This is a genomic window from Laceyella tengchongensis, assembly GCF_900182735.1.
Lineage (GTDB): Bacteria > Bacillota > Bacilli > Thermoactinomycetales > Thermoactinomycetaceae > Laceyella > Laceyella tengchongensis.
In genome coordinates, this window is the sequence record NZ_FXTU01000012.1 from 12,351 (window position 1) to 31,857 (window position 19,507).

A 19,507-nucleotide genomic window follows, 5' to 3' on the forward strand; every position below is an offset into this window, starting at 1 on the left:
ATCATTGTTTGCTGATGATGAGCAACATGAACCTTTATTCTACTATCCCCCATGCCGAAAGGCTTTATGATGCTTATTACATCATGCCGCCCATTCCGCCCATGCCATTCATGTCTGGAGCTTGAGCTTTGTTTTCTTCCGGTTTGTCAGCAACAACCGCTTCGGTGGTCAGGAACATAGCTGCTACGGAAGCTGCGTTTTGCAGTGCGGAGCGGGTTACTTTGGCTGGGTCTACAACACCCACTTGGATCATGTTTACCCATTCGCCGGTGAGTGCGTTGAAACCAATGCCCACTTCTTCTTTTTTGAGGCGCTCTACAATGACGGAACCTTCCAGTCCGGAGTTGTGAGCGATTTGACGTACTGGCTCTTCCAGAGCGCGTTTGATGATGCTTACACCCGTTTTTTCGTCGCCAACCGGCAAGCTTGCTTCGAGGTCTTCTACCGCACGGATTACATTCACCAACGCGGTACCGCCACCAGATACGATGCCTTCTTCTACTGCCGCACGAGTAGCGTTCAACGCGTCTTCAATGCGCAGTTTTTTCTCTTTCAATTCGGTTTCGGTAGCTGCACCAACTTTGATCACTGCTACGCCACCAGCCAATTTAGCCAGACGCTCTTGCAGTTTTTCTTTGTCGAACTCGGAAGTGGTTTCTTCCAGTTGTTGACGGATTTGTTTGATGCGCGCTTGGATGTCGGATTGCTCGCCGAAACCATCCACCACGATGGTGTTTTCTTTGTTTACGCGAACTTGACGTGCGCGACCGAGGGATTCGATACCCGTGGATTTGAGATCCAATCCCAAGTCTTCGGTGATCACTTGACCGCCGGTCAGGATCGCAATATCTTCGAGCATCGCTTTGCGGCGATCGCCGAAGCCTGGTGCTTTAACGGCAACAGCGGTGAAGGTACCACGCAGTTTGTTCACTACGAGAGTCGCCAATGCTTCGCCTTCTACATCTTCAGCGATGATCAACAGCGGACGGCCTTGTTGTACGACTTTCTCCAATACTGGCAGCACGTCTTGGATGTTGCTGATCTTCTTGTCGGTGATCAAGATGTACGGCTCATCCAACACTGCTTCCATTTTGTCGGTGTCAGTGATCATGTATGGAGAGATGTAACCGCGGTCAAATTGCATCCCTTCCACAACTTCCAGCTCAGTGTTGAATCCTTTGGACTCTTCCACGGTGATAACGCCGTCATTGCCCACTCTTTCCATCGCTTCGGCAATCAATGCACCCGTCTCTTCGTCGTTAGCAGAGATGGCAGCTACTTGTGCGATGGAATCTTTGCCTTCGATCGGTTTTGCAATCTTTTTGATTTCGGTCACAGCAGCACTTACTGCTTTTTCAATCCCTTTGCGCAGAACCATTGGGTTAGCGCCAGCAGCCACGTTTTTGAGGCCTTCGCGAATGATCGCTTGTGCCAACACAGTTGCGGTGGTGGTACCGTCCCCAGCCACGTCGTTGGTTTTGGTTGCAACTTCTTTAACCAGTTGCGCACCCATGTTTTCGAATGGGTCTTCCAATTCGATTTCTTTCGCGATGGTCACACCGTCATTGGTGATGAGCGGAGAACCGAATTTTCTCTCCAATACCACATTGCGACCTTTTGGGCCGATGGTTACTTTTACTGCGTTAGCCAGAGCATCTACCCCGCGCAGCATCGCGCGACGCGCGTCTTCACTGAATTTGATATCTTTCGCCATAATCTTCCGTCCCCTTTCGTATGTAGGGTATTTAATTTATGTTAAAGCAACGCTCAGATGTCCTTCATTACTCCACAACAGCGAGAATGTCGCTTTCACGAAGGATGAGATATTCTTTCTCACCATACTTCACTTCGGTGCCGGCATATTTGGAGAAGATGACGAGGTCGCCTTCTTTAACCTCCAATGCGATGCGGTTCCCTTTCTCATCCACGCGGCCTGCGCCTACTGCCACGATCCGCCCTTCTTGTGGCTTTTCTTTGGCGGTTTCTGGCAATACGATTCCGCTAGCGGTTTTTTCTTCTTTCTCAACTGCTTCTAAAACGACACGATCACCCAATGGTTTGATCATCGTAATAACCCTCCTTCGTATGAGGTGGTATGAAATAGTTTCATGTTGTTAGCACTCGACCTCGATGAGTGCTAACATCAATTATAATGATATTCATCTCGATTTCATTTTTCAAGTATCCACCACAAAAAAAATCAAATAAATATTGTTCCTTCCTCACGCATATCAAGCGCTGGCCGGGTCTGGTATCCCCCTCATTATTCGCCGAGTTGCCTGCTTGCCGCATGGTGACCCTAATATAAAACACTGGCCGCCCATCCTCTCCATATAGGCAACCGGTGTTTGCCGCTTCCCTCACTCTTGTCCGCGCTCCGGCGGCTCAAAATGATCGTCGAACGCGTTTTGATCCGTCAAATCGCCCATGTCCGCCATCTCTGGCGCCATATGATTCGGCTGCCTTGTTGCGGACGGCTGGGCCTCTGATTTTGACTTCCGCTTTATGAACTTCGTTAAGTCAATGTACTGCCCCATCTGCGTTTTGGTTTGCGACGCCAAATTAGACATGGTGACGGCCATCCCCTGTCCCTGCGCTCTGTTCCACAGCCTGCGGAGGGAAGGCGCCAACAACCACGCCAGCGCGCCAATCATCACCAACCACAGCAAAGCACAACTAGAGCTACGGTCTCTTCTCCAATAGTTCATGCTCTTACCTCCAACATGAGAAATCTTTCTCATGGTGAAGTGTGCCCCAACCGATGAAGGTTATGTAAAAAAAACGCCGTTTGAGCGGGCCACTTTAGGTAGCCCGCCAACAATGGCGTTTTACACAGCGTTATCGTCCGCCTCTTCCCGCTCCATCTTTCTCACCAAGCCAACTGATAGCCAAATCCCCACCTCATACAAAACGATCAAGGGGATGGCCACAAGGATGTTGCTTAAAAAATCGGGCGGCGTGATCACCGCTGCGATCACCACCATGATGAAATAAGCGTATCTTCTCATCTTAGCCAACAACTGCGGCGTGATGATCCGGATGCGGGTCAAAAACAGAATGATGATCGGCAGTTCGAAAAAGATACCCAGCGGCAAAATCACCCCAAACAGAAAATTGAAGGTTTCTTTGGCCGCCAAGAGTGTGCCGAGTCCCATCAGCTGGTTAATGTTCTTCAGAAAATCAATCAAATAAGGGATGATGACAAAATAACCAAATGCGATGCCAAGCAGGAACAACCCGACCGACACGGGGATGTACAACAAAGCTGCCCGCTGTTCGCGGGGGTTCAGGCCCGGTTGGACGAATCTCCATGCATGGTACATGAGAAAAGGCAACGTCACGATGAACGCCATGATGAAGGAAATATTCATATAGATTCTCATGCCGTCTTGTAGTCCCATCGTGTTAATGGCCTGTTTTGGGAACAAGTCGCTCACTATGTAGCGGAAAATCGGCATGGAATAAAACAGGCTGATCACCAGCGCTATCACAAAAAACACCAAACACCATATGATCCTGCGCCGCAACTCTCCCAAATGATCAGACAGCGGCTGCAACTCATCATTCTTCATTTCAAGACGACTCCCTTGACATTAAATTACAGGTTACTCCTTTTCATCAGACACCTCAACGTTCTCGTCATCCGGAAAGTTTTTCAGGAAATAAATCAAGGTTTGCAACTCAATCGTCAAATCGATATTGTGAATCCGGACAGTGGGCGGGGCCGTCAACCGAGCCGGCGTAAAGTTGAGAATGCCGCGAATGCCCGCTTCAAACAAGAAGTCCGCCGTCGCTTGGGCCACATTGACGGGTACCGTCAAAATCGCCACTTCCACATGATGCAAGGCGATCACTTCTTTGAGCCGATCCATCGAGTAGACGGGGATGCCATCGATGTCTGTACCCACTTTGCGCGGGTCCTGATCAAACCCGGCCACAAGTTTGGTATTGTGACTACGGTAAAAATTATACCGCAACAAGGCCGTCCCCAGGTTGCCCACGCCGATCAAAACAACGTTGGTCACCTCGTCCTGCTTCAGAAAGTCGCGCAAAAACTGGAGCAAATAAGTCACATTATAGCCATATCCTTTTTTCCCTAGTTCACCAAGATATGAAAAGTCGCGGCGAATCGTCGCTGGATCGATCTGTAGCGCATCACTCAAATCGGATGAAGAGACGCGCTGCTTACCGATCGCGTGTAATTTCTCCAAGTAACGGTAATACAAAGGCAAACGTTTGGCTGTCACCTGAGGGATCTTTTGTTCAGCCATGTTGTTTCCCCACACCTCCAGATTTGTGAATTTCCGAACAAGAAATGTGCATGTCCAATATAACACAATCACTCATGGCATACATGGGCCCCGTTTATTCATTTTCGCCATTTTGGCGGGGCTTTCCATCCACAACGGATCAGGCCCGCGCAAATGACATCTCCCTCCCGGAACTGATCAGCAGGTGCAATGGTTGATCATGAGGTTCAGGATAAACGGTTGGCACAATCTGCTCTTCAAAAGCGACACCGATGCGCCAAGCCTTGGCTTGCCGCTCGAACAACCGATCATAATAACCCCCTCCATAACCCAGCCGATACCCGGCGAGATCAAAGGCGACTCCAGGCACAATCACCGCTTCCAGCCTTGTGTCTGCTACCTGCCGTTCCAAAATTGCCGGCGGCTCAAAAATGCCGTAAGCCCCTGCTACACACTCCTGCAAACTGCTGACTTCATACCAACTCATCCGGCGGGTTTCCCTGATCACTTTCGGCAAGGCCACTCGTTTGCCTTGCTGAAGCGCGGTTTCCATCGCCATCTGCACATCCACTTCATTTCGAAATGGCATGTAAAAACCAATCATGGTAGACTGTTGAAACACGGGATGATCGATCAAACGCTGGCAGATGCGTTCTGAACTTTCTTTCATATATTCGGGAGCAAGCTGGTTCCTGCGCTCCAGTTGTCGCTTGCGCAACGTTTCTTTGTTGGACATGAGAGCTTCATCCTTCAATTTTATGTTAATCCTCATTATTTTACCAGAAAACATTTTTTCTTGTTATCTGACGCTCCCACTTCCGCCAGCGAGCTCGTTTGCTCTCGTTCCGCGTCTTTATTACACTGGGAAGTGAATGAATGAACGAGGTGACATCATGCTATTGCAAGCAAAACATATTCATAAATCTTACGGCGGAACCACGGTGCTCGAGGATGTCCACATACAGGTGAACGAGCATGAACGGATTGGGCTGATCGGACCCAACGGCGCGGGCAAATCCACTTTGCTCAAAATCATCATCGGTGAAACCGCCCCCGATCACGGGGAAATCCAGGTGTCCAAAAAAACGCGCTTGGGCTATCTTGCGCAAAACACCGGCTTCTCCTCAGAGGAAACCATCTGGAACGAGCTTTTATCCGTCTTTGCCGATCTGTTGGATCTGGAGAAGCAAATGCGCGCCCTCGAACACGAAATGGGCCTAGAACAGGTTTACTCCGACGCTGGCCTTTACCAAAAAATCACCGAACGTTACACCAAATTACAAGAAACCTTTGAAGAGAAAGGCGGTTATGCGTTTGAAGCCCGCATTCGTGGAGCCTTGCACGGATTGGGATTGGGTGATTTCGATTGGAAGCGAACTCAGGTCAATGAACTGAGCGGAGGGCAAAAAACCCGCTTGGCTCTGGCTAAAATGTTGTTGGAAGAACCAGATCTGTTGATTTTGGACGAGCCGACCAACTACCTGGATATGCAGGCAGTCACTTGGCTGGAACAAACATTGAGCAACTATAGCGGTTCGCTCCTCATCGTCTCACACGACCGGTATTTCCTCGACCGGTTGGTCACTGTGATCTATGAGCTGGAACATCACCACCTCACCCGCTATGTCGGCAATTACACCAAGTACGTACAATTAAAAGAGGAAAAACGGTTGCAAGAGCTCAAACGGTATGAAAGTCAACAAGCCGAGATTAAAAAGATGGAGGAGTTTATCCAAAAGAATATCGCCCGCGCCTCCACCACCAAGCGGGCGCAAAGCCGACGCAAAGCGTTGGAAAAGATCGAACGGCTCGAGCGACCCGCAGACCAGCGCCGAGAAGCAGCCATCCGCTTTGAAACCGCCGTGACAAGCGGCAAGGAAGTCCTAGCGGCCACCGATTTGGCCATCGGCTACGACCAACCGCTAATGAGCGGGCTTTCTTTCCAGATCGAGCGCGGTGAGCACATTGCCTTGCTCGGACCCAACGGAATGGGCAAATCCACCCTCTTGAAAACCATCGCAGGCAAGCTTCAACCCCTTGCGGGCAACCTGAAATGGGGCGTGCAAGTGGAGTTGGATTATTATGATCAGGAGCAGAAAGAGTTGCACCCCGACAAGCAAGTCATTGACGAGCTGTGGGATGATTACCCCAACTTGGATCAGACCACCATCCGCTCTTATCTAGGGCAATTTCTGTTCAGCGGTGATGATGTGTTTAAACCAGTGGGCGCGTTAAGCGGCGGCGAAAAAGCCCGTCTTTCCCTATGCAAACGCCTTTTAAACCAAGCCAATTTCCTGCTGATGGACGAGCCGACCAACCACTTGGACATGGTAAGCAAAGAACGGCTAGAAGAAGCGTTGGAAGATTATCCGGGCACCCTGTTGTTCGTCTCCCACGACCGGTACTTCATCAATCGCCTGGCGACGAGGATCTGGGAATTGACCCCAGACGGGATGAAAGATTATGTGGGAGACTATGAACGCTATCTTGAAAAAAAGGCGTTAGAAGCATTGGAGAAAAAAGAACAGCCTGCCACCAAAGCGGATGACGACGCAAAGGCCAAACAAGCGGAGGCTTACCGCCAACGCGAGAAAGAAGAAAAACGCCAACGGAAGAAACGGCAACAAATGATCGACCAGTTGGAGAAAGAGATCGCACAACTGGAAGACAAGATCGCCGCCATTCACGACGAGCTGTGCAAGCCGGAAGTGTTCAGCGATCCGGAGCAGAGCGCCTCTTTACAAAATGAATTGCGTTCGCTGGAAGCGGACTTGGAACAAAAGACCGATGAATGGGCGGAATGGGCGGAGTAATCACCAATTCCCGATTGATAGGAGCGGGTGTCAAAGTGACATCCGCTCCATTGTTTATAACCCTACATGCACCCGGAGTAAACGCAGAAATTGCCTTTGTCTCCGCAGGCATCGTTGCGCTTCGTCCAAGGTGACGGCTTGAAAGCGCATACGGTCACCCGGTAACGCTTGGGCAATCTGAGGGAGATCGACAGTGCTCACCGTAGCGATCTGTGCATATCCCCCCGTGGTTTGCCGTTCGGCCAACAAAAGGATGGGCTGACCGTCGGCGGGCACTTGAATGGAACCGCAGGTCACCGCGCCAGACAAGATGTCTGCGCCTTTCACATGGGTCAAGGGAACACCGTCCAACTTAACCCCCATCCGATTCATTTGTGGCGTCACCGTATAGGGAGTATTGAAAAAAGCCTCCAAGGCCTCCGTTGTGAATGCATCTTGATGCGGGCCTAGGATAACCCTGATCGGAGCGCCTTGCCGGTAAACAGGCCGGCACGAAGGGGGCAACAGGCGTCCTTCTGTGGCCACCTGGCCACGGGAAGAGCCGATTGGCAATCGATCGCCCCGGCGCAGAGGGCGTCCCCGCCATCCCCCCATTCCGGCGGTGAGATAAGTGGATCGGCTGCCCAATAGGCTTGGCACATCCACTCCCCCAGCCACTGACAAATATGCGCGCGCACCAAAGGGTTTCCCCCGCACTGTTAACTGCTCTCCCTTGCGCCACCACAAACTCTTCCACAACGGCACTGGCTTACCCGCGAGTCGCGCCCCTAGATCAGCACCAGTGATAGCGATCAAAAGATCGGTTTCCGCCTCAAGCACCGGGCCTTGTAGCGTCATTTCCAATCCCGCCGCTTCCGGTGGGTTCCCGACCAGAATATTCCCTAGCTGAAGAGCCACCGCATCTAGCGCCCCGCCGACACTCACCCCAAACCGCTGAAATCCTGGGCGTCCAAGGTCTTGCACCGTTGTCAGCAACCCGGGGGACAGCACGCGGATCATCGGACTTCCCCCACCGGCTTGACAATGATGCCCTCCGCTTGCAACCGTCGGCGCAACGCCTGGGCCAATGCGGGCGCGTGTGGATGATCCCCATGCAAGCAAACCGTGTCCGCATTGATCGGGTGTTTGCCGCCATCTAGCGTCTCCACCACCCCTTCCTTTATCATGGTGAGAACCTGTGCCACGGCTTCCGCAGGGTCAGTGATCACCGCCTGCGGATTGGTGCGGGGCGTCAATTTCCCATCGGCTTGGTAAGTGCGGTCGGCAAACACTTCTTCGGCAACAGTCAACCCTTGCTCCCGTCCAGCTTTCGCCAACAAGCCCCCTGCCAAGGCATACAAGACCAGAGTAGGATCAATGTCAACAACCGCCTGCGCCAATGCCTCCGCCAATGCTGGATCTCGCTCCGCCATGTTGTACAGTGCTCCATGCGGCTTCACATGATGCAAACGAACCTGATGCGCGCGAGTGAATGCCAACAACGCGCCCACTTGGTACACAGTCATGTGATAGACATCCGAAGAACTCACATGCATCTCCCGCCGCCCAAAACCAAGCAAGTCAGGCAACCCTGGATGCGCCCCCACCGCCACTTTGTGCGTTTTGGCTAGCACAACTGCCCGCCCCATGACTTGCGGATCACCCGCATGGTATCCACAGGCAATATTGGCAGACGTGACCCACGGCAACAAAGCCTCATCCTCCCCCAGCCGATACCGTCCAAAACCCTCTCCCAAGTCAACATTTATATCAATGCTCCCCTTCACCGGACATCCCCCCTCCATGCTCCCAAGTCACCTTTACCGGCGGGTTCCCAGTTTGGCTAGCCGCTTGAAGCGCACAGAATTCCTCCAGCCCACAAGGTCGGAAGCGGAGGTAGTCCCCCATGTTCAGCAGACTGGGAGCGGCACTGTTTGGTTGAAAAAGCGGCAAGGGGGTCCGGCCGATGATTCGCCAACCCCCGGAAGTCGCCAGCGGATAAATCCCGGTCTGCCTTCCAGCGATTCCGACCGCTCCCGCCTCGATGCGGGGTCTGGGCGTAGCCAACCGCGGTGTAGCAATGCGGGCAGACATGCCTCCCAAGTATGCAAATCCCGGAACAAAACCGATCATCTGCACCCAATAGGTCGGCGCCGTGTGGAGCCAGATTACCTCGTCTTCACTCAGGTGATTCAACCTGGCCACATCGGCTAGATCTGGCCCCCATTCTCCGCCATAAGCTACAGGAATCTCCACCACCCGCCGGGCAACCTTCTCCTTGTCAGGACGCCACTTAGCGGCCTGACGACGCATCCATCTCTCCACCGCCTTGGCTGAGGTGCGCACAGGATCATACACCACCGCTACCCCGGCAAAACCGGGAATCCATTCCACGATCCCCGGAGGTCTCTGCCGCTCCAACATCTCGCACAGGAAGACCAGTTGCTCATGGTGTTGGCGGGCGCCTTCCCCATCCAGCTCAAATAGCAACCCTTGATCACCCAGCAAGCGCACATGCATCATGGATGTCTCCTATTCCAAATCATTGTTATATTCTTTCTATTTATAATACACTAACTCACTTGACAAATGAATCATTCAGCTCAAAGAACTTCCAACAGGTCATGCGAGCGAAATTTCCGCAATCATTCACAAGTTATTCACAACTTAATCACAAGAAGTGCGCAAACGACTGGTTATCCACAAATTCATCCACAATTTATACACAAAAAGAGTTACCGCCCTCCCCAGCAGTAACTCTTCTCATCCCTTACCTTGCGTTTATTTTATTAATGGCAAATTGGCATCCGCATTAAGCTCCAAATCAGCTAGTTCGCCGTCCAAAAACTGATATGTTCCCGCCGCGGCAATCATCGCCGCGTTGTCCGTGCACAACTCCAACGGCGGGATCGCCAGCCGGATGCCCTCTTCTTTGCATCGTTCTAAAAGGCGAATGCGCAAGGCGCTGTTCGCCGACACCCCACCAGCCAACACCAGTTGATCTACGCCGGTTTCCTTTACGGCGCGAATCGATTTCTCCACCAACACGTCTAGCGCCGCCTCCTGAAAACTGGCCGCCAAATCAACATACCGAATCTCTTCTCCGCGTTGGCTAGCATTGTGCATCAAATTCATCACCGCCGATTTCAACCCGCTGAAGCTAAAATCAAACGACCCCGGCTCCAGCCAAGCCCGCGGCAAATCGTAGGTGGGCTCCCCTTGCGCCGCTAATCGGTCAATCTGCGGGCCTCCCGGATACGGCAACTTCATGAGGCGAGCCACTTTGTCAAAAGCTTCCCCAGCGGCGTCATCCCGGGTTTTGCCCAGACGGCGGAAATGGTTGTGACGATCCATGTGGATCAGCTCCGTATGCCCGCCCGATACAACAAGGGCAACCAGCGGAAAGGTGAGTGGTTCCACCAAATGATTGGCGTAAATGTGCCCCGCAATGTGGTGAACCGGCACCAGTGGCTTCCCAGTAGCATACGCCAGGGCTTTGGCCGCAGTCACACCGATGAGCAAAGCACCCACCAATCCGGGGCCCTGCGTCACCGCAATCGCATCAATTTCCTCCATCTTCACCTTCGCCTCTTCCAAGGACTTCTGAATAATCAAGGTGATGCGCTCAACATGCCGACGCGAAGCCACCTCCGGCACGACCCCGCCAAATTTCTTGTGTACATCCATCTGCGACGAAATCACATTGGACAGGCATTCGGTTCCTCCGCGAACCACCGCAGCCGATGTTTCGTCACAGCTTGTTTCAATTCCCAATATGAGAGGTTGATTGTTCATCTTGTTCATGCAATGTCACCCACATGATTATGGCATCTTCTTTATTATCGGTGTAATACGCTTTTCTCACTCCTGAGCGGACAAAACCCAACTGTTCATACAGCGCCTGGGCCACATGGTTGGAAACCCGCACTTCCAATGTCATGGAAGTGGCCCCCAGCTCCCGCGCCAACTGCATCACATGAAGCAACAGCCGTTTTCCCAATCCCCGCCCACGGTAATCTGGATGGATGGCTACATTGGTGATGTGCGCTTCATCCAAAATCAGCCAAAACCCGCAATAACCCACAATCTCCCCGTCGACACATACCACCGTATAGTAGGCAAACTGGTTGAGCACCAGCTCATTATAAAATGCTTTTCTGGGCCAAGGGGTGGGAAAGGAGAGGTTTTCCACTTCAGCGATGCGCGTCAAATCCAACAACTCCATCGGCCGGAAAGTGACGGCCCCCTCACGTTTCTCACTCATTCGCCTCTGCCTTTCCCCTCTTTTTCAACCAATTGGCTTCCGCTTCGGTGATTTGCAAATAATTCGGCGTAAAATCGGCGTGCTCTGGTGGTTGATGCGCCTTCCATTTCTGTCCGCACAACCACGCCAATTGCGCAGCACGCGGAATGTGATCCGCAGCATTGCCCCACACGGCTCGCTCACCCAGTGCCTCTCGGATGCTTTCACGAAACTTGGCCACATCATCTCCCAAGAACAGAACCGGTTCTTCCCGCTCCCTCAACCAGTCCAATAACGCGCTCACTTCCATCACTTGCTGGGGCAAGACTTCGGTCGGCACTCCCCGTTGCCCACGGTATACGCCCGTGTATGCCCGTTGCCTCCGCGCATCAAACATCGGCACCACCAGACCGGGGTAGTTCAACCCATTCATCGCCAGCACCGTCAAGCTCGATTCGCTGTACAGCGGCAACTGGCGCGCCCAAGCCATCGTCTTCGCCGTCGTCACGCCAATGCGAATTCCCGTATAGGAGCCTGGTCCGGCGGTGACCGCCAACGCACCAATTTCCTCAATCGACAGCTCCAGATCAGCAAGCAACCGATCCACCGCAGGCATCAAGCGCACCGAATGGTTTTTATGCAGATTGGTCATCACTTCGCCCAATACCCGATCCGATTCCGCATCGTAAACGGCCACACCCAACACCAACGTAGATGTGTCCATCGCCAATAACTTCATTCAACACCCAACTCCTTACAGACCGATTCCCACCGCGCATGGCTGGAGTAGCAAGCAATCTCCCTCGATCCATCGCCACGGACGGAGAAGTTGAGCCACAGCGTCTCTTCCGGCAACCAAGGCTCCACGCGTGAAGCCCATTCGACCACACACACGCCGTCGCCGTAAAAATAATCGTCCAGCCCTATTTCTTCCACGCCATCCAACCGGTACACATCCATATGATAAAGCGGAAGCGTGCCTTCATACTCTTTAATGATCGTGAAGGTGGGGCTGTCTACCTCTTCCTGGACAGCGAGTCCTTCGGCGATCCCTTTGGCAAACGCCGTTTTTCCAGCGCCCAAGTCCCCTTCCAAAGCCAAAACATCACCGGCGCGGAGCAATCCGGCCAGCCGAACCGCCAGCGCTCGGGTCATTTGTTCCGATTTCGTGGTCAGTACGCATACCTTTTCCATACGATCACCCAACTTCAGAAATTGGCTCTCCCAACCTTTCTATTAGAAGAAAGCCCACTATCAACGGCAACACACTCACACACAGTTTACCAAACATCTCACTTTGCCCGCATCCTTCGATCTGTTCACAGCTTTTCCCACCATAATGGTCAACTATGCAATAAACAAAGGACCGCAGCTTATGCCACGGTCCCTCGTTCATTCTTTAGAGCGGGTGAAGGGAATCGAACCCTCGCATTCGGCTTGGAAGGCCGATGTTCTACCACTGAACTACACCCGCGTACACTATCGTGCTGTTTCAATTGACTTGGTCGGGGTGACAGGATTTGAACCTGCGACCTCCTCGTCCCGAACGAGGCGCTCTACCAAGCTGAGCCACACCCCGAAGTTATAATGAAAATGGTGCGGTCGGCGAGACTCGAACTCGCACGGTCAGGGACCACTACCCCCTCAAGATAGCGTGTCTGCCAGTTCCACCACGACCGCATGTGTAAGTCCATGGTGCGGGTGGAGGGACTTGAACCCCCACGCCAGAGGCGCTAGAACCTAAATCTAGTGCGTCTGCCAATTCCGCCACACCCGCTCACAAAATAGGTTTTATTTAAGCTTACAAACAATGTCGCTCTCAATCGACAAGAATAAATTTAACATGGATAGTGCACAAAGTCAACAGGTTTTTTTAAGATCGAATATTATGTCTTTATCCTGATTAGGGCGTGTCTGGCAAATCAAGTTGGTGGAAAAGAAGCGGCGGAAAAACCTTTGCTCGAGGAGCGCCGATGCACAAGTGAAGCGAAGGAGAAAATGGTTTTGGAGCCGCTGGCCTATTCATCAGACACTAGGAAGAACGTTGTCTTTCGTGAAAAAAACCAGCGGCTCTTGCTTCGCATGATCTGTGTACAAGTTCAGTTATCAGTCTAATTTTTAAATGCAAAAATGAGAATCACACAATATTATTGATTAAATAATTAGAATATTATATAATAAAAATCGAATCACGTATAGTTGTCTATACAATCAGTCATCTATATCCTTTGCAATGGTCATCACAATCCATCCTGCCCATCTCACAACCAAAGGAGTGACATCATGAGAAGAAGATCAGCAGGCAAATTCCTTTGTATCGCCATGGTTCTGTTGCTGCTCGTTGCCCTTGTGCCACCAGGGGCCTTTGCGGCCAGTGAATGGCAACCGAACACCGCTTATAAAGTAGGCGATGTTGTGACTTATCAAGGAAGCGTTTACCAATGCTTACAATCCCATACTTCCCTTGCTGGTTGGGAGCCTCCCAACGCCCCCGCGCTGTGGAAGTTGACTGATGGCGCTGGAGACGACACGCAACGGCCTACTGCACCATCCAATCTCGTCTCAACCGCTCAAACGGCATCCTCCATCTCTCTCTCTTGGAACGCTTCCACTGACAATGTCGGTGTAACCCAATATGAGATTTACCGCGGCAACACCAAAGCGGGCACTGCCACCGCCACCACTTACACCGATACCGGTTTAACCGCGGACACCGCTTACACCTATACAGTCAAAGCCAAAGACAAAGCCGGCAACGTATCCGATCCGAGCAACGCGGTGACAGTGAAAACCAAAGCAAACGGCACCAATCCAAATCCCAACCCCAGCTCACACAAGATCGTAGCCTACTATACCAGTTGGTCCACCTATGCACGAAACTATCAAGTAGCAGATATCGACGCTTCTAAAATCACACACCTCAATTACGCCTTTGCTAACATCGCCAACGGCGAAATCGTCGTTGGAGACACTTACGCCGACACGGATAAAGCGTTCCCCGGCGATTGCTGGGATCCCGGCTGTAAGCGCGGCAATTTCAATCAATTGACTAAGTTGAAGCAGAAATATCCCCACTTGAAAACATTGATTTCCGTTGGCGGTTGGACTTGGTCCGGCGGATTCTCCGATGCAGCCCTCACTGATGCATCGCGCACCCGCTTCGCCGACAGCGCGGTCCGTTTCATCAGACAATACGGTTTTGACGGCGTGGATCTTGACTGGGAGTACCCCGTGGGCGGCGGTTTAAATCCCGGACGTCCCGAGGATAAGCAAAACTTTACCTTGCTCCTTGCAAAAGTGCGGGAAAAACTGGACGCGGCCGGACAAGCTGATGGCAAACATTATTTTTTGACCATCGCTGCAGGCGCCAGCCCCAGCTACTACAACGACAATACTGAAATGGACAAAGTGAAAAACTATGTTGATTGGATCAACATCATGACCTATGATTTCCGTGGCGCGTGGGAAAACGCCAATGGACATAATGCTCCGCTCTATGCGGACCCCAGTGATCCCCATCCAAAGCGCGACACTTACAATATTGACGCTGCTGTAAACGGCTTCCTGAATAAAGGTGTTCCCGCCTCCAAATTGGTGCTGGGCATGCCATTCTACGGGCGTGGTTGGAAAGATTGCCCTGCTACCAACAACGGCCAATTCCAAACCTGTAATGGCCCTTCCCAAGGAACATGGGAAAATGGCGTGTTGGACTTCTCTGACCTAGAAAACAACTATATCAATAAAAACGGTTACACCCGCTACTGGAATTCGGTCTCCAAAGTGCCCTATCTGTACAATCCGACCAACAAGGTGTTCATTTCCTATGATGATGCGGAATCCTTCGGCCACAAAACCGCTTACCTCAAATCCAAAGGCTTGGCTGGTGCCATGTTCTGGGAGTTGTCAAGTGACCGCAACCAAACATTGCTCAACAAATTGTACAACGACCTAAAATAAATAAATAACAACTAGGCGGCTGGACGTAGAACAGCCGCTTTTTTTGTCCCCTCCACCCTGATGTCGCTCCTCTAGGCCTCTAGCGCGCAAAAACGGGGACATAGAACGTCTGAAATTCCCTTTTTCTTTCCCCCTCCGCCAGTAAAATGGGAAGTGAAAACATTCATTCCACACCGCAATCATATTGCTCCATTTAATAGATTACCGCGAAATGGAGGGCTACCAAAGATGAAGCGACTATTCAAAAAAAAGCGATTCTGGGTGGTGCTGGGCTTGATCGTTTTCGTATATTTCAACAACAGCTCGCTCTTCACCAACCCACCCGCTCAAAAACCCATGTTGCTGGCGCACCGGGGACTTGGGCAAACATTCGACATGACGGGGCTGACCAATGACACTTGCACAGCGGAGCGAATTCATCCACCTGAACACCCCTACCTCGAAAATACGCTCCCATCCATGCGAGCGGCGTTTGCCGCCGGAGCCGATATGGTGGAATTGGATGTTCACCCCACCAAAGATGGCCAGTTTGCTGTTTTTCATGACTGGACACTCGATTGCCGGACAAATGCTACTGGTGTGACGCGTGAGTATACTCTGTCTGAACTGAAGAAGTTGGATATCGGTTACGGATACACCGCTGACGGCGGCAAAACGTTTCCATTCCGCGGCAAAGGAGTGGGGCTAATGCCTTCGCTTGACGAAGTGCTAGCTGCGTTTCCCAAGCAGGAGTTGCTGATACATGTGAAGAGCAACGACCCTGCGGAAGGAACTCAGCTAGCCCGTCGGCTCGCCGCCTTGCCCACTGACCGCTTGTCCCGGATCACCGTATATGGTGGGGATGAACCCATCGCCGCTCTGGAACGGCAACTTCCCCATCTGCGCACCATGTCCAAAGCCTCACTGAAAAAATGTCTGCTTCCTTACATGGCCATCGGTTGGACCGGTGTCGTACCAGACGCATGCAAACACACGCAACTCCATGTTCCCGATTACGCCGCGCCATGGTTGTGGGGTTGGCCCCACCGTTTCTTAGCCCGGATGAACGAGGCGGGCACACGAACCATTCTCGTCCGGGATGGTGGTGGTTTTTCCGCCGGTTTTGACACCGCCGAAGACCTCAACCATTTGCCAGAAAACTACGCAGGTGGCATCTGGACCAACCGCATCGACCGCATCGCCCCACTCATCCAGCGGCAGACGCAGTGATATTTCCACCATCACGTTGTCCAGGGGAGCTGGGTATCTAAAGGAAATTAGACACAAAAAGCCCGGCAGACCAGTGCCGGGCTTTCTCTTTTTTTATTTTCTATTATCGCCGTCACGACCATCCACAAACAGCCACCTTCCCGTATTCGTGGAAACCATCGCCGGCGCAATGCCCGATGGCCATGTTCGGTCCAGTCCTTCTACCTCCCTAACATGGATGCGTGGAAAGCTCAGCGCCGCTAACACTTCGCGATAACAACGCTCCCGCACCCGGGCGGGAATGCCTTCCCGTTTAAGCCAACGAATCGCTTCTTTAAATGCTCCCCGATGCAACAAAGCATCAATATGGGTGGTTAGCGCTTCTTCCAACGAACACCTGAACAGCAGTTTGGATCGGTGCCCACGACCGCCCCCCGGCTTCCAATAGATCAGCCCGTCTTCTTGCATATTGCTAAGGATGCGTTTTACATTCCGTGTAGAACAATAGAGAATGGACGCCAATTCATCCAAACTGACATAGATGGAGCAATGATTGGCCACATTCCGTAGCCGATACCTCAATTCCAAATAATGCTCCGCCGTTTTCACAAAATCACCCCGCAATCCCTACCATTCGACAGTGGATGATGCAACACTGATCGTTATGACCTACGCATAAAGACTCGGCACACCAAAGGATCTATTCAAAAAAAACGCCCCACTGTCGGAACCCGACAATAAGGCGTTGATGGGCATAAAAAAAGGCGTTCCCATTTTGAACCCCTGTCTGCATGCAGTTATGCCCAACTGCACAATGTGTTGTGGTGAGCCATGAAGGACTCGAACCTTCGACACCCTGATTAAAAGTCAGGTGCTCTACCAACTGAGCTAATGGCTCGCAAAAAAAATGGCTGGGGGAGTAGGGATCGAACCTACGCATGACGGAGTCAAAGTCCGTTGCCTTACCGCTTGGCTATCCCCCAAAGTGGGGCGACCGGAGGGAATCGAACCCTCGAATGCCGGAGCCACAATCCGGTGCGTTAACCACTTCGCCACGGCCGCCAAGAAAAATGGCGGAGCTGACGGGATTCGAACCCGCGATCTCCTGCGTGACAGGCAGGCATGTTAGGCCTCTACACCACAGCTCCACAAAATATGGTGGACGCTGACGGGATCGAACCGCCGACCCTCTGCTTGTAAGGCAGATGCTCTCCCAGCTGAGCTAAGCGTCCATATTGGTGACCCGTAGGGGATTCGAACCCCTGCATGCTAGCGTGAAAGGCTAGTGTGTTAAACCGCTTCACCAACGGGCCAAGGCATATAAATGGCGGAGAGAGAGGGATTCGAACCCTCGCGGGGCTTAGTAGCCCCCTAACGGTTTAGCAAACCGTCCTCTTCGGCCTCTTGAGTATCTCTCCGCGTTGGCTCCTCAGGTAGGACTCGAACCTACAACCTACCGGTTAACAGCCGGTTGCTCTGCCATTGAGCTACTGAGGAATATTTTAAAATTATCAGCGACGTGATTTATTATATCGCATTTGATTTCAATTTGCAAGAACTTTTTATGGTTCTTTGTTTTTCTCTGTTTCCACTGCATCAGGGAGCAGTGACAATTAATAATTTAACATGGAGAACAACCGGAGTCAAGAGCTTTTGCACCAAAGTTCTTTAAAAAATTTTATGCTTTAATTGGCATAGTGCCCCTACGAGTGGAATCCTTTTTGCCATACAAAAACTCCCCCTACAAGGGCTTGCAGGGGGCCGCATATTAATCATCGTTCAAAATGGTAAGCAAGTTTCTGAAGATCATGATGAAGTCGATGTACAACATCAACGCGCCATAGATCGCATACTTGTTTACGTTTTCTTCGTCCATGTCCATCTCGCTCATGTGCTTGATGGTCTGCATATCAAATGCAGTGACAATCGTGAACAAGATCACCATAGCATAAGAGATGATCAATTCGATCATGCTGCTCTTCAGGAAGAAGATGTTGACCAGCGATGCCAAAATCAGGCCCAACACCAACATTAGCGCCAAAAAGCCAATCTTGGATAGGTCCATCTTCGTGGTATAACCAACCAATGCGCTGATGCCAAACATGCCCGCGGCGATGAAAAACGCCCCAGCGATGCTATCCAAGCTGAAAAACACCATCAGTACCGAAAAGCTGACTCCAGTTACCGCTGCATACACGAAAAAGGCGATATTGGCCACAAAGGCTGGGATGCGGTGAATCAAGGCCGACAATCCGATCACCAATACCAATTGCACAACCCAGATCCCCCAGAAGATCCCCGAGTTTTGCAGGAGCGATTGAACCACATCTTGATTTGTTCCCAATACATACGCGATGATGGCGGTCATGGTCAAACCCATGAACATCAACAAAAACACGCGAGGTAGCATGGTGTTTGTCCGCGAGGCGACAGCGCTACCTGCACCGTTGTTAAACTGCGTTTGATTCATCGGTACGTTCCCTCCGAACATACTTTTTATTTTTTAGTGCCCAGCTCCCAAAACCAGAAGCATGCACAGCCTAAGTATATCAAAAAGCATGTTCGCTTGCGAAGGGGAACCCGCTTAGGCAAAGTGGTCGAAACCGCTTTCGATGCTAATTTTCGATCTTTTGCTTATAAGTAATTTCGAAAGTTGCTGATATACGCTTGCAACCGGCCACCTAGATGTCAACGCACTAACCCGGCGCTCCGCATCCGCTCTTTGGTTTCCGGCGTCCCCAATTCATAAATGGTGCGGTAGATCTTCTCAATTTGTTTGTCTTCGGTCACATTTTCTTTCCGTTCATTATCCAAAAAAGGGATATGCGCCAACACAAATGTAGAAAAATCGGTGTCTTCCACCTGGTTGAACATCTGCTCCAAACGATTAATCTCTTCCGGTGTCGCTTCAATTTCAAAATCGTAATTAGGGTCATTCACATCGAGAGTTTCCCGGATCTCGCCCGCTCGCGGCCCGATATCAACAGTCACGTAGTACGTCTTTTTTTCCATTTGCTCCCTACCTCCTCATCCTTTAACCCTTCCCCACAAGCCAGAAATTCATTCCACATCCGCCA

The 19,507-nt window shown here is 51.5% G+C and carries 19 protein-coding genes and 12 tRNA genes; 3 read left to right on the forward strand and 28 right to left on the reverse strand.

Translation table 11 applies throughout. The features are described from left to right. Positions 1–76 precede the first annotated feature (76 nt). The 6 genes from groL to QQZ12_RS15845 all read right to left on the reverse strand — a co-directional run bounded on the left by groL (position 77) and on the right by QQZ12_RS15845 (position 4,986). Positions 77–1,714 carry a chaperonin GroEL gene (gene groL / locus QQZ12_RS15820; protein ID WP_102991383.1) on the reverse strand — a complete coding sequence of 546 codons (1,638 nt, stop codon included), beginning with the start codon at positions 1,712–1,714 and terminating at the stop codon, positions 77–79. Between the two features lie 67 nt (positions 1,715–1,781). After that, positions 1,782–2,066: a co-chaperone GroES gene (groES, locus tag QQZ12_RS15825; RefSeq protein ID WP_022738634.1), complete on the reverse strand. Its 285-nt coding sequence runs from the start codon at positions 2,064–2,066 to the stop codon at positions 1,782–1,784. A 294-nt stretch (positions 2,067–2,360) separates the two neighbouring features. Beyond that, positions 2,361–2,708, reverse strand: coding sequence for a hypothetical protein (locus tag QQZ12_RS15830; protein WP_102991381.1), 348 nt, complete (start codon positions 2,706–2,708; stop codon positions 2,361–2,363). A 120-nt stretch (positions 2,709–2,828) separates the two neighbouring features. Then, a complete protein-coding gene (tatC, locus tag QQZ12_RS15835; protein ID WP_284724659.1) occupies positions 2,829–3,572 on the reverse strand; it encodes a twin-arginine translocase subunit TatC in 744 nt (247 codons plus the stop codon). Positions 3,573–3,605: 33 nt separating this feature from the next. Next, complete coding sequence (locus QQZ12_RS15840; RefSeq protein ID WP_022738638.1) at positions 3,606–4,271, reverse strand: redox-sensing transcriptional repressor Rex; 666 nt, start codon at positions 4,269–4,271, stop codon at positions 3,606–3,608. 139 nt (positions 4,272–4,410) lie between these two features. Further along, positions 4,411–4,986 (reverse strand): 5-formyltetrahydrofolate cyclo-ligase, encoded by a 576-nt coding sequence (locus tag QQZ12_RS15845; RefSeq protein WP_189318952.1) that lies wholly within the window; start codon positions 4,984–4,986, stop codon positions 4,411–4,413. Positions 4,987–5,143: 157 nt separating this feature from the next. On the opposite strand from QQZ12_RS15845, the gene QQZ12_RS15850 reads away from it, so the two are divergent. Further along, a complete protein-coding gene (locus QQZ12_RS15850) occupies positions 5,144–7,063 on the forward strand; it encodes an ABC-F family ATP-binding cassette domain-containing protein (protein WP_223248090.1) in 1,920 nt (639 codons plus the stop codon). A gap of 54 nt (positions 7,064–7,117) precedes the next feature. Here the strand turns inward: QQZ12_RS15850 and QQZ12_RS15855 are convergent, their stop codons facing one another. The 11 genes from QQZ12_RS15855 to QQZ12_RS15905 all read right to left on the reverse strand — a co-directional run bounded on the left by QQZ12_RS15855 (position 7,118) and on the right by QQZ12_RS15905 (position 13,062). Beyond that, positions 7,118–8,062 (reverse strand): 5-oxoprolinase subunit C family protein, encoded by a 945-nt coding sequence (locus QQZ12_RS15855; RefSeq protein ID WP_102991378.1) that lies wholly within the window; start codon positions 8,060–8,062, stop codon positions 7,118–7,120. Further along, positions 8,059–8,829 (reverse strand): LamB/YcsF family protein, encoded by a 771-nt coding sequence (locus QQZ12_RS15860; RefSeq protein ID WP_284724660.1) that lies wholly within the window; start codon positions 8,827–8,829, stop codon positions 8,059–8,061. Before QQZ12_RS15860 ends, QQZ12_RS15855 begins: the two co-directional genes overlap by 4 nt. Beyond that, the gene (pxpB, locus tag QQZ12_RS15865) at positions 8,813–9,565 is read right to left on the reverse strand and encodes a 5-oxoprolinase subunit PxpB (RefSeq protein WP_102991376.1); all 753 of its coding nucleotides are present in this window, start codon (positions 9,563–9,565) and stop codon (positions 8,813–8,815) included. Before pxpB ends, QQZ12_RS15860 begins: the two co-directional genes overlap by 17 nt. 258 nt (positions 9,566–9,823) lie before the next feature. Beyond that, positions 9,824–10,837, reverse strand: coding sequence for a tRNA (adenosine(37)-N6)-threonylcarbamoyltransferase complex transferase subunit TsaD (gene tsaD, locus QQZ12_RS15870; protein WP_102993738.1), 1,014 nt, complete (start codon positions 10,835–10,837; stop codon positions 9,824–9,826). Continuing rightward, complete coding sequence (gene rimI, locus QQZ12_RS15875; protein WP_102991375.1) at positions 10,806–11,306, reverse strand: ribosomal protein S18-alanine N-acetyltransferase; 501 nt, start codon at positions 11,304–11,306, stop codon at positions 10,806–10,808. Before rimI ends, tsaD begins: the two co-directional genes overlap by 32 nt. Further along, positions 11,299–12,024 carry a tRNA (adenosine(37)-N6)-threonylcarbamoyltransferase complex dimerization subunit type 1 TsaB gene (tsaB, locus tag QQZ12_RS15880; RefSeq protein WP_102991374.1) on the reverse strand — a complete coding sequence of 242 codons (726 nt, stop codon included), beginning with the start codon at positions 12,022–12,024 and terminating at the stop codon, positions 11,299–11,301. The genes rimI and tsaB overlap by 8 nt, the downstream gene beginning before the upstream one ends. Next, a complete protein-coding gene (gene tsaE, locus QQZ12_RS15885; protein ID WP_102991373.1) occupies positions 12,021–12,479 on the reverse strand; it encodes a tRNA (adenosine(37)-N6)-threonylcarbamoyltransferase complex ATPase subunit type 1 TsaE in 459 nt (152 codons plus the stop codon). Before tsaE ends, tsaB begins: the two co-directional genes overlap by 4 nt. A gap of 209 nt (positions 12,480–12,688) precedes the next feature. Next, positions 12,689–12,759, reverse strand: a tRNA-Gly gene (locus QQZ12_RS15890). 28 nt (positions 12,760–12,787) lie between these two features. After that, a tRNA-Pro gene (locus tag QQZ12_RS15895) sits at positions 12,788–12,864 on the reverse strand. Positions 12,865–12,879: 15 nt separating this feature from the next. Further along, positions 12,880–12,965 (reverse strand) — tRNA-Leu (locus QQZ12_RS15900). Between the two features lie 13 nt (positions 12,966–12,978). Further along, positions 12,979–13,062, reverse strand: a tRNA-Leu gene (locus QQZ12_RS15905). 506 nt (positions 13,063–13,568) lie between these two features. On the opposite strand from QQZ12_RS15905, the gene QQZ12_RS15910 reads away from it, so the two are divergent. Together QQZ12_RS15910 and QQZ12_RS15915 are read left to right on the forward strand one after the other, a co-directional pair. Further along, on the forward strand, positions 13,569–15,242 hold the full coding sequence (locus tag QQZ12_RS15910; RefSeq protein WP_284724661.1) for a glycosyl hydrolase family 18 protein: 1,674 nt from the start codon (positions 13,569–13,571) through the stop codon (positions 15,240–15,242). 228 nt (positions 15,243–15,470) lie between these two features. Further along, positions 15,471–16,451, forward strand: a complete 981-nt coding sequence (locus QQZ12_RS15915) for a glycerophosphodiester phosphodiesterase family protein (protein WP_102991372.1) — start codon at positions 15,471–15,473, stop codon at positions 16,449–16,451. 93 nt (positions 16,452–16,544) lie between these two features. On the opposite strand, the gene QQZ12_RS15920 is transcribed toward QQZ12_RS15915, so the two are convergent. The 11 genes from QQZ12_RS15920 to QQZ12_RS15970 form a co-directional block, all read right to left on the reverse strand. After that, positions 16,545–17,039, reverse strand: coding sequence for an SgrR family transcriptional regulator (locus QQZ12_RS15920; RefSeq protein ID WP_181353109.1), 495 nt, complete (start codon positions 17,037–17,039; stop codon positions 16,545–16,547). Between the two features lie 213 nt (positions 17,040–17,252). Then, a tRNA-Lys gene (locus QQZ12_RS15925) sits at positions 17,253–17,328 on the reverse strand. A gap of 10 nt (positions 17,329–17,338) precedes the next feature. Then, positions 17,339–17,413 (reverse strand) — tRNA-Gln (locus QQZ12_RS15930). 3 nt (positions 17,414–17,416) lie between these two features. After that, positions 17,417–17,492, reverse strand: a tRNA-His gene (locus QQZ12_RS15935). A 9-nt stretch (positions 17,493–17,501) separates the two neighbouring features. Further along, positions 17,502–17,578 (reverse strand) — tRNA-Asp (locus QQZ12_RS15940). 8 nt (positions 17,579–17,586) lie between these two features. Then, positions 17,587–17,662, reverse strand: a tRNA-Val gene (locus tag QQZ12_RS15945). A gap of 4 nt (positions 17,663–17,666) precedes the next feature. After that, a tRNA-Glu gene (locus QQZ12_RS15950) sits at positions 17,667–17,743 on the reverse strand. A 12-nt stretch (positions 17,744–17,755) separates the two neighbouring features. Then, positions 17,756–17,848: transfer RNA gene (locus QQZ12_RS15955), tRNA-Ser, on the reverse strand. Positions 17,849–17,852: 4 nt separating this feature from the next. Further along, positions 17,853–17,927 (reverse strand) — tRNA-Asn (locus QQZ12_RS15960). Positions 17,928–18,198: 271 nt separating this feature from the next. Then, positions 18,199–18,900 carry a Bax inhibitor-1/YccA family protein gene (locus QQZ12_RS15965; protein WP_189318951.1) on the reverse strand — a complete coding sequence of 234 codons (702 nt, stop codon included), beginning with the start codon at positions 18,898–18,900 and terminating at the stop codon, positions 18,199–18,201. Between the two features lie 218 nt (positions 18,901–19,118). Continuing rightward, positions 19,119–19,442, reverse strand: a complete 324-nt coding sequence (locus tag QQZ12_RS15970; RefSeq protein WP_102991369.1) for a hypothetical protein — start codon at positions 19,440–19,442, stop codon at positions 19,119–19,121. Positions 19,443–19,507 lie beyond the last annotated feature (65 nt).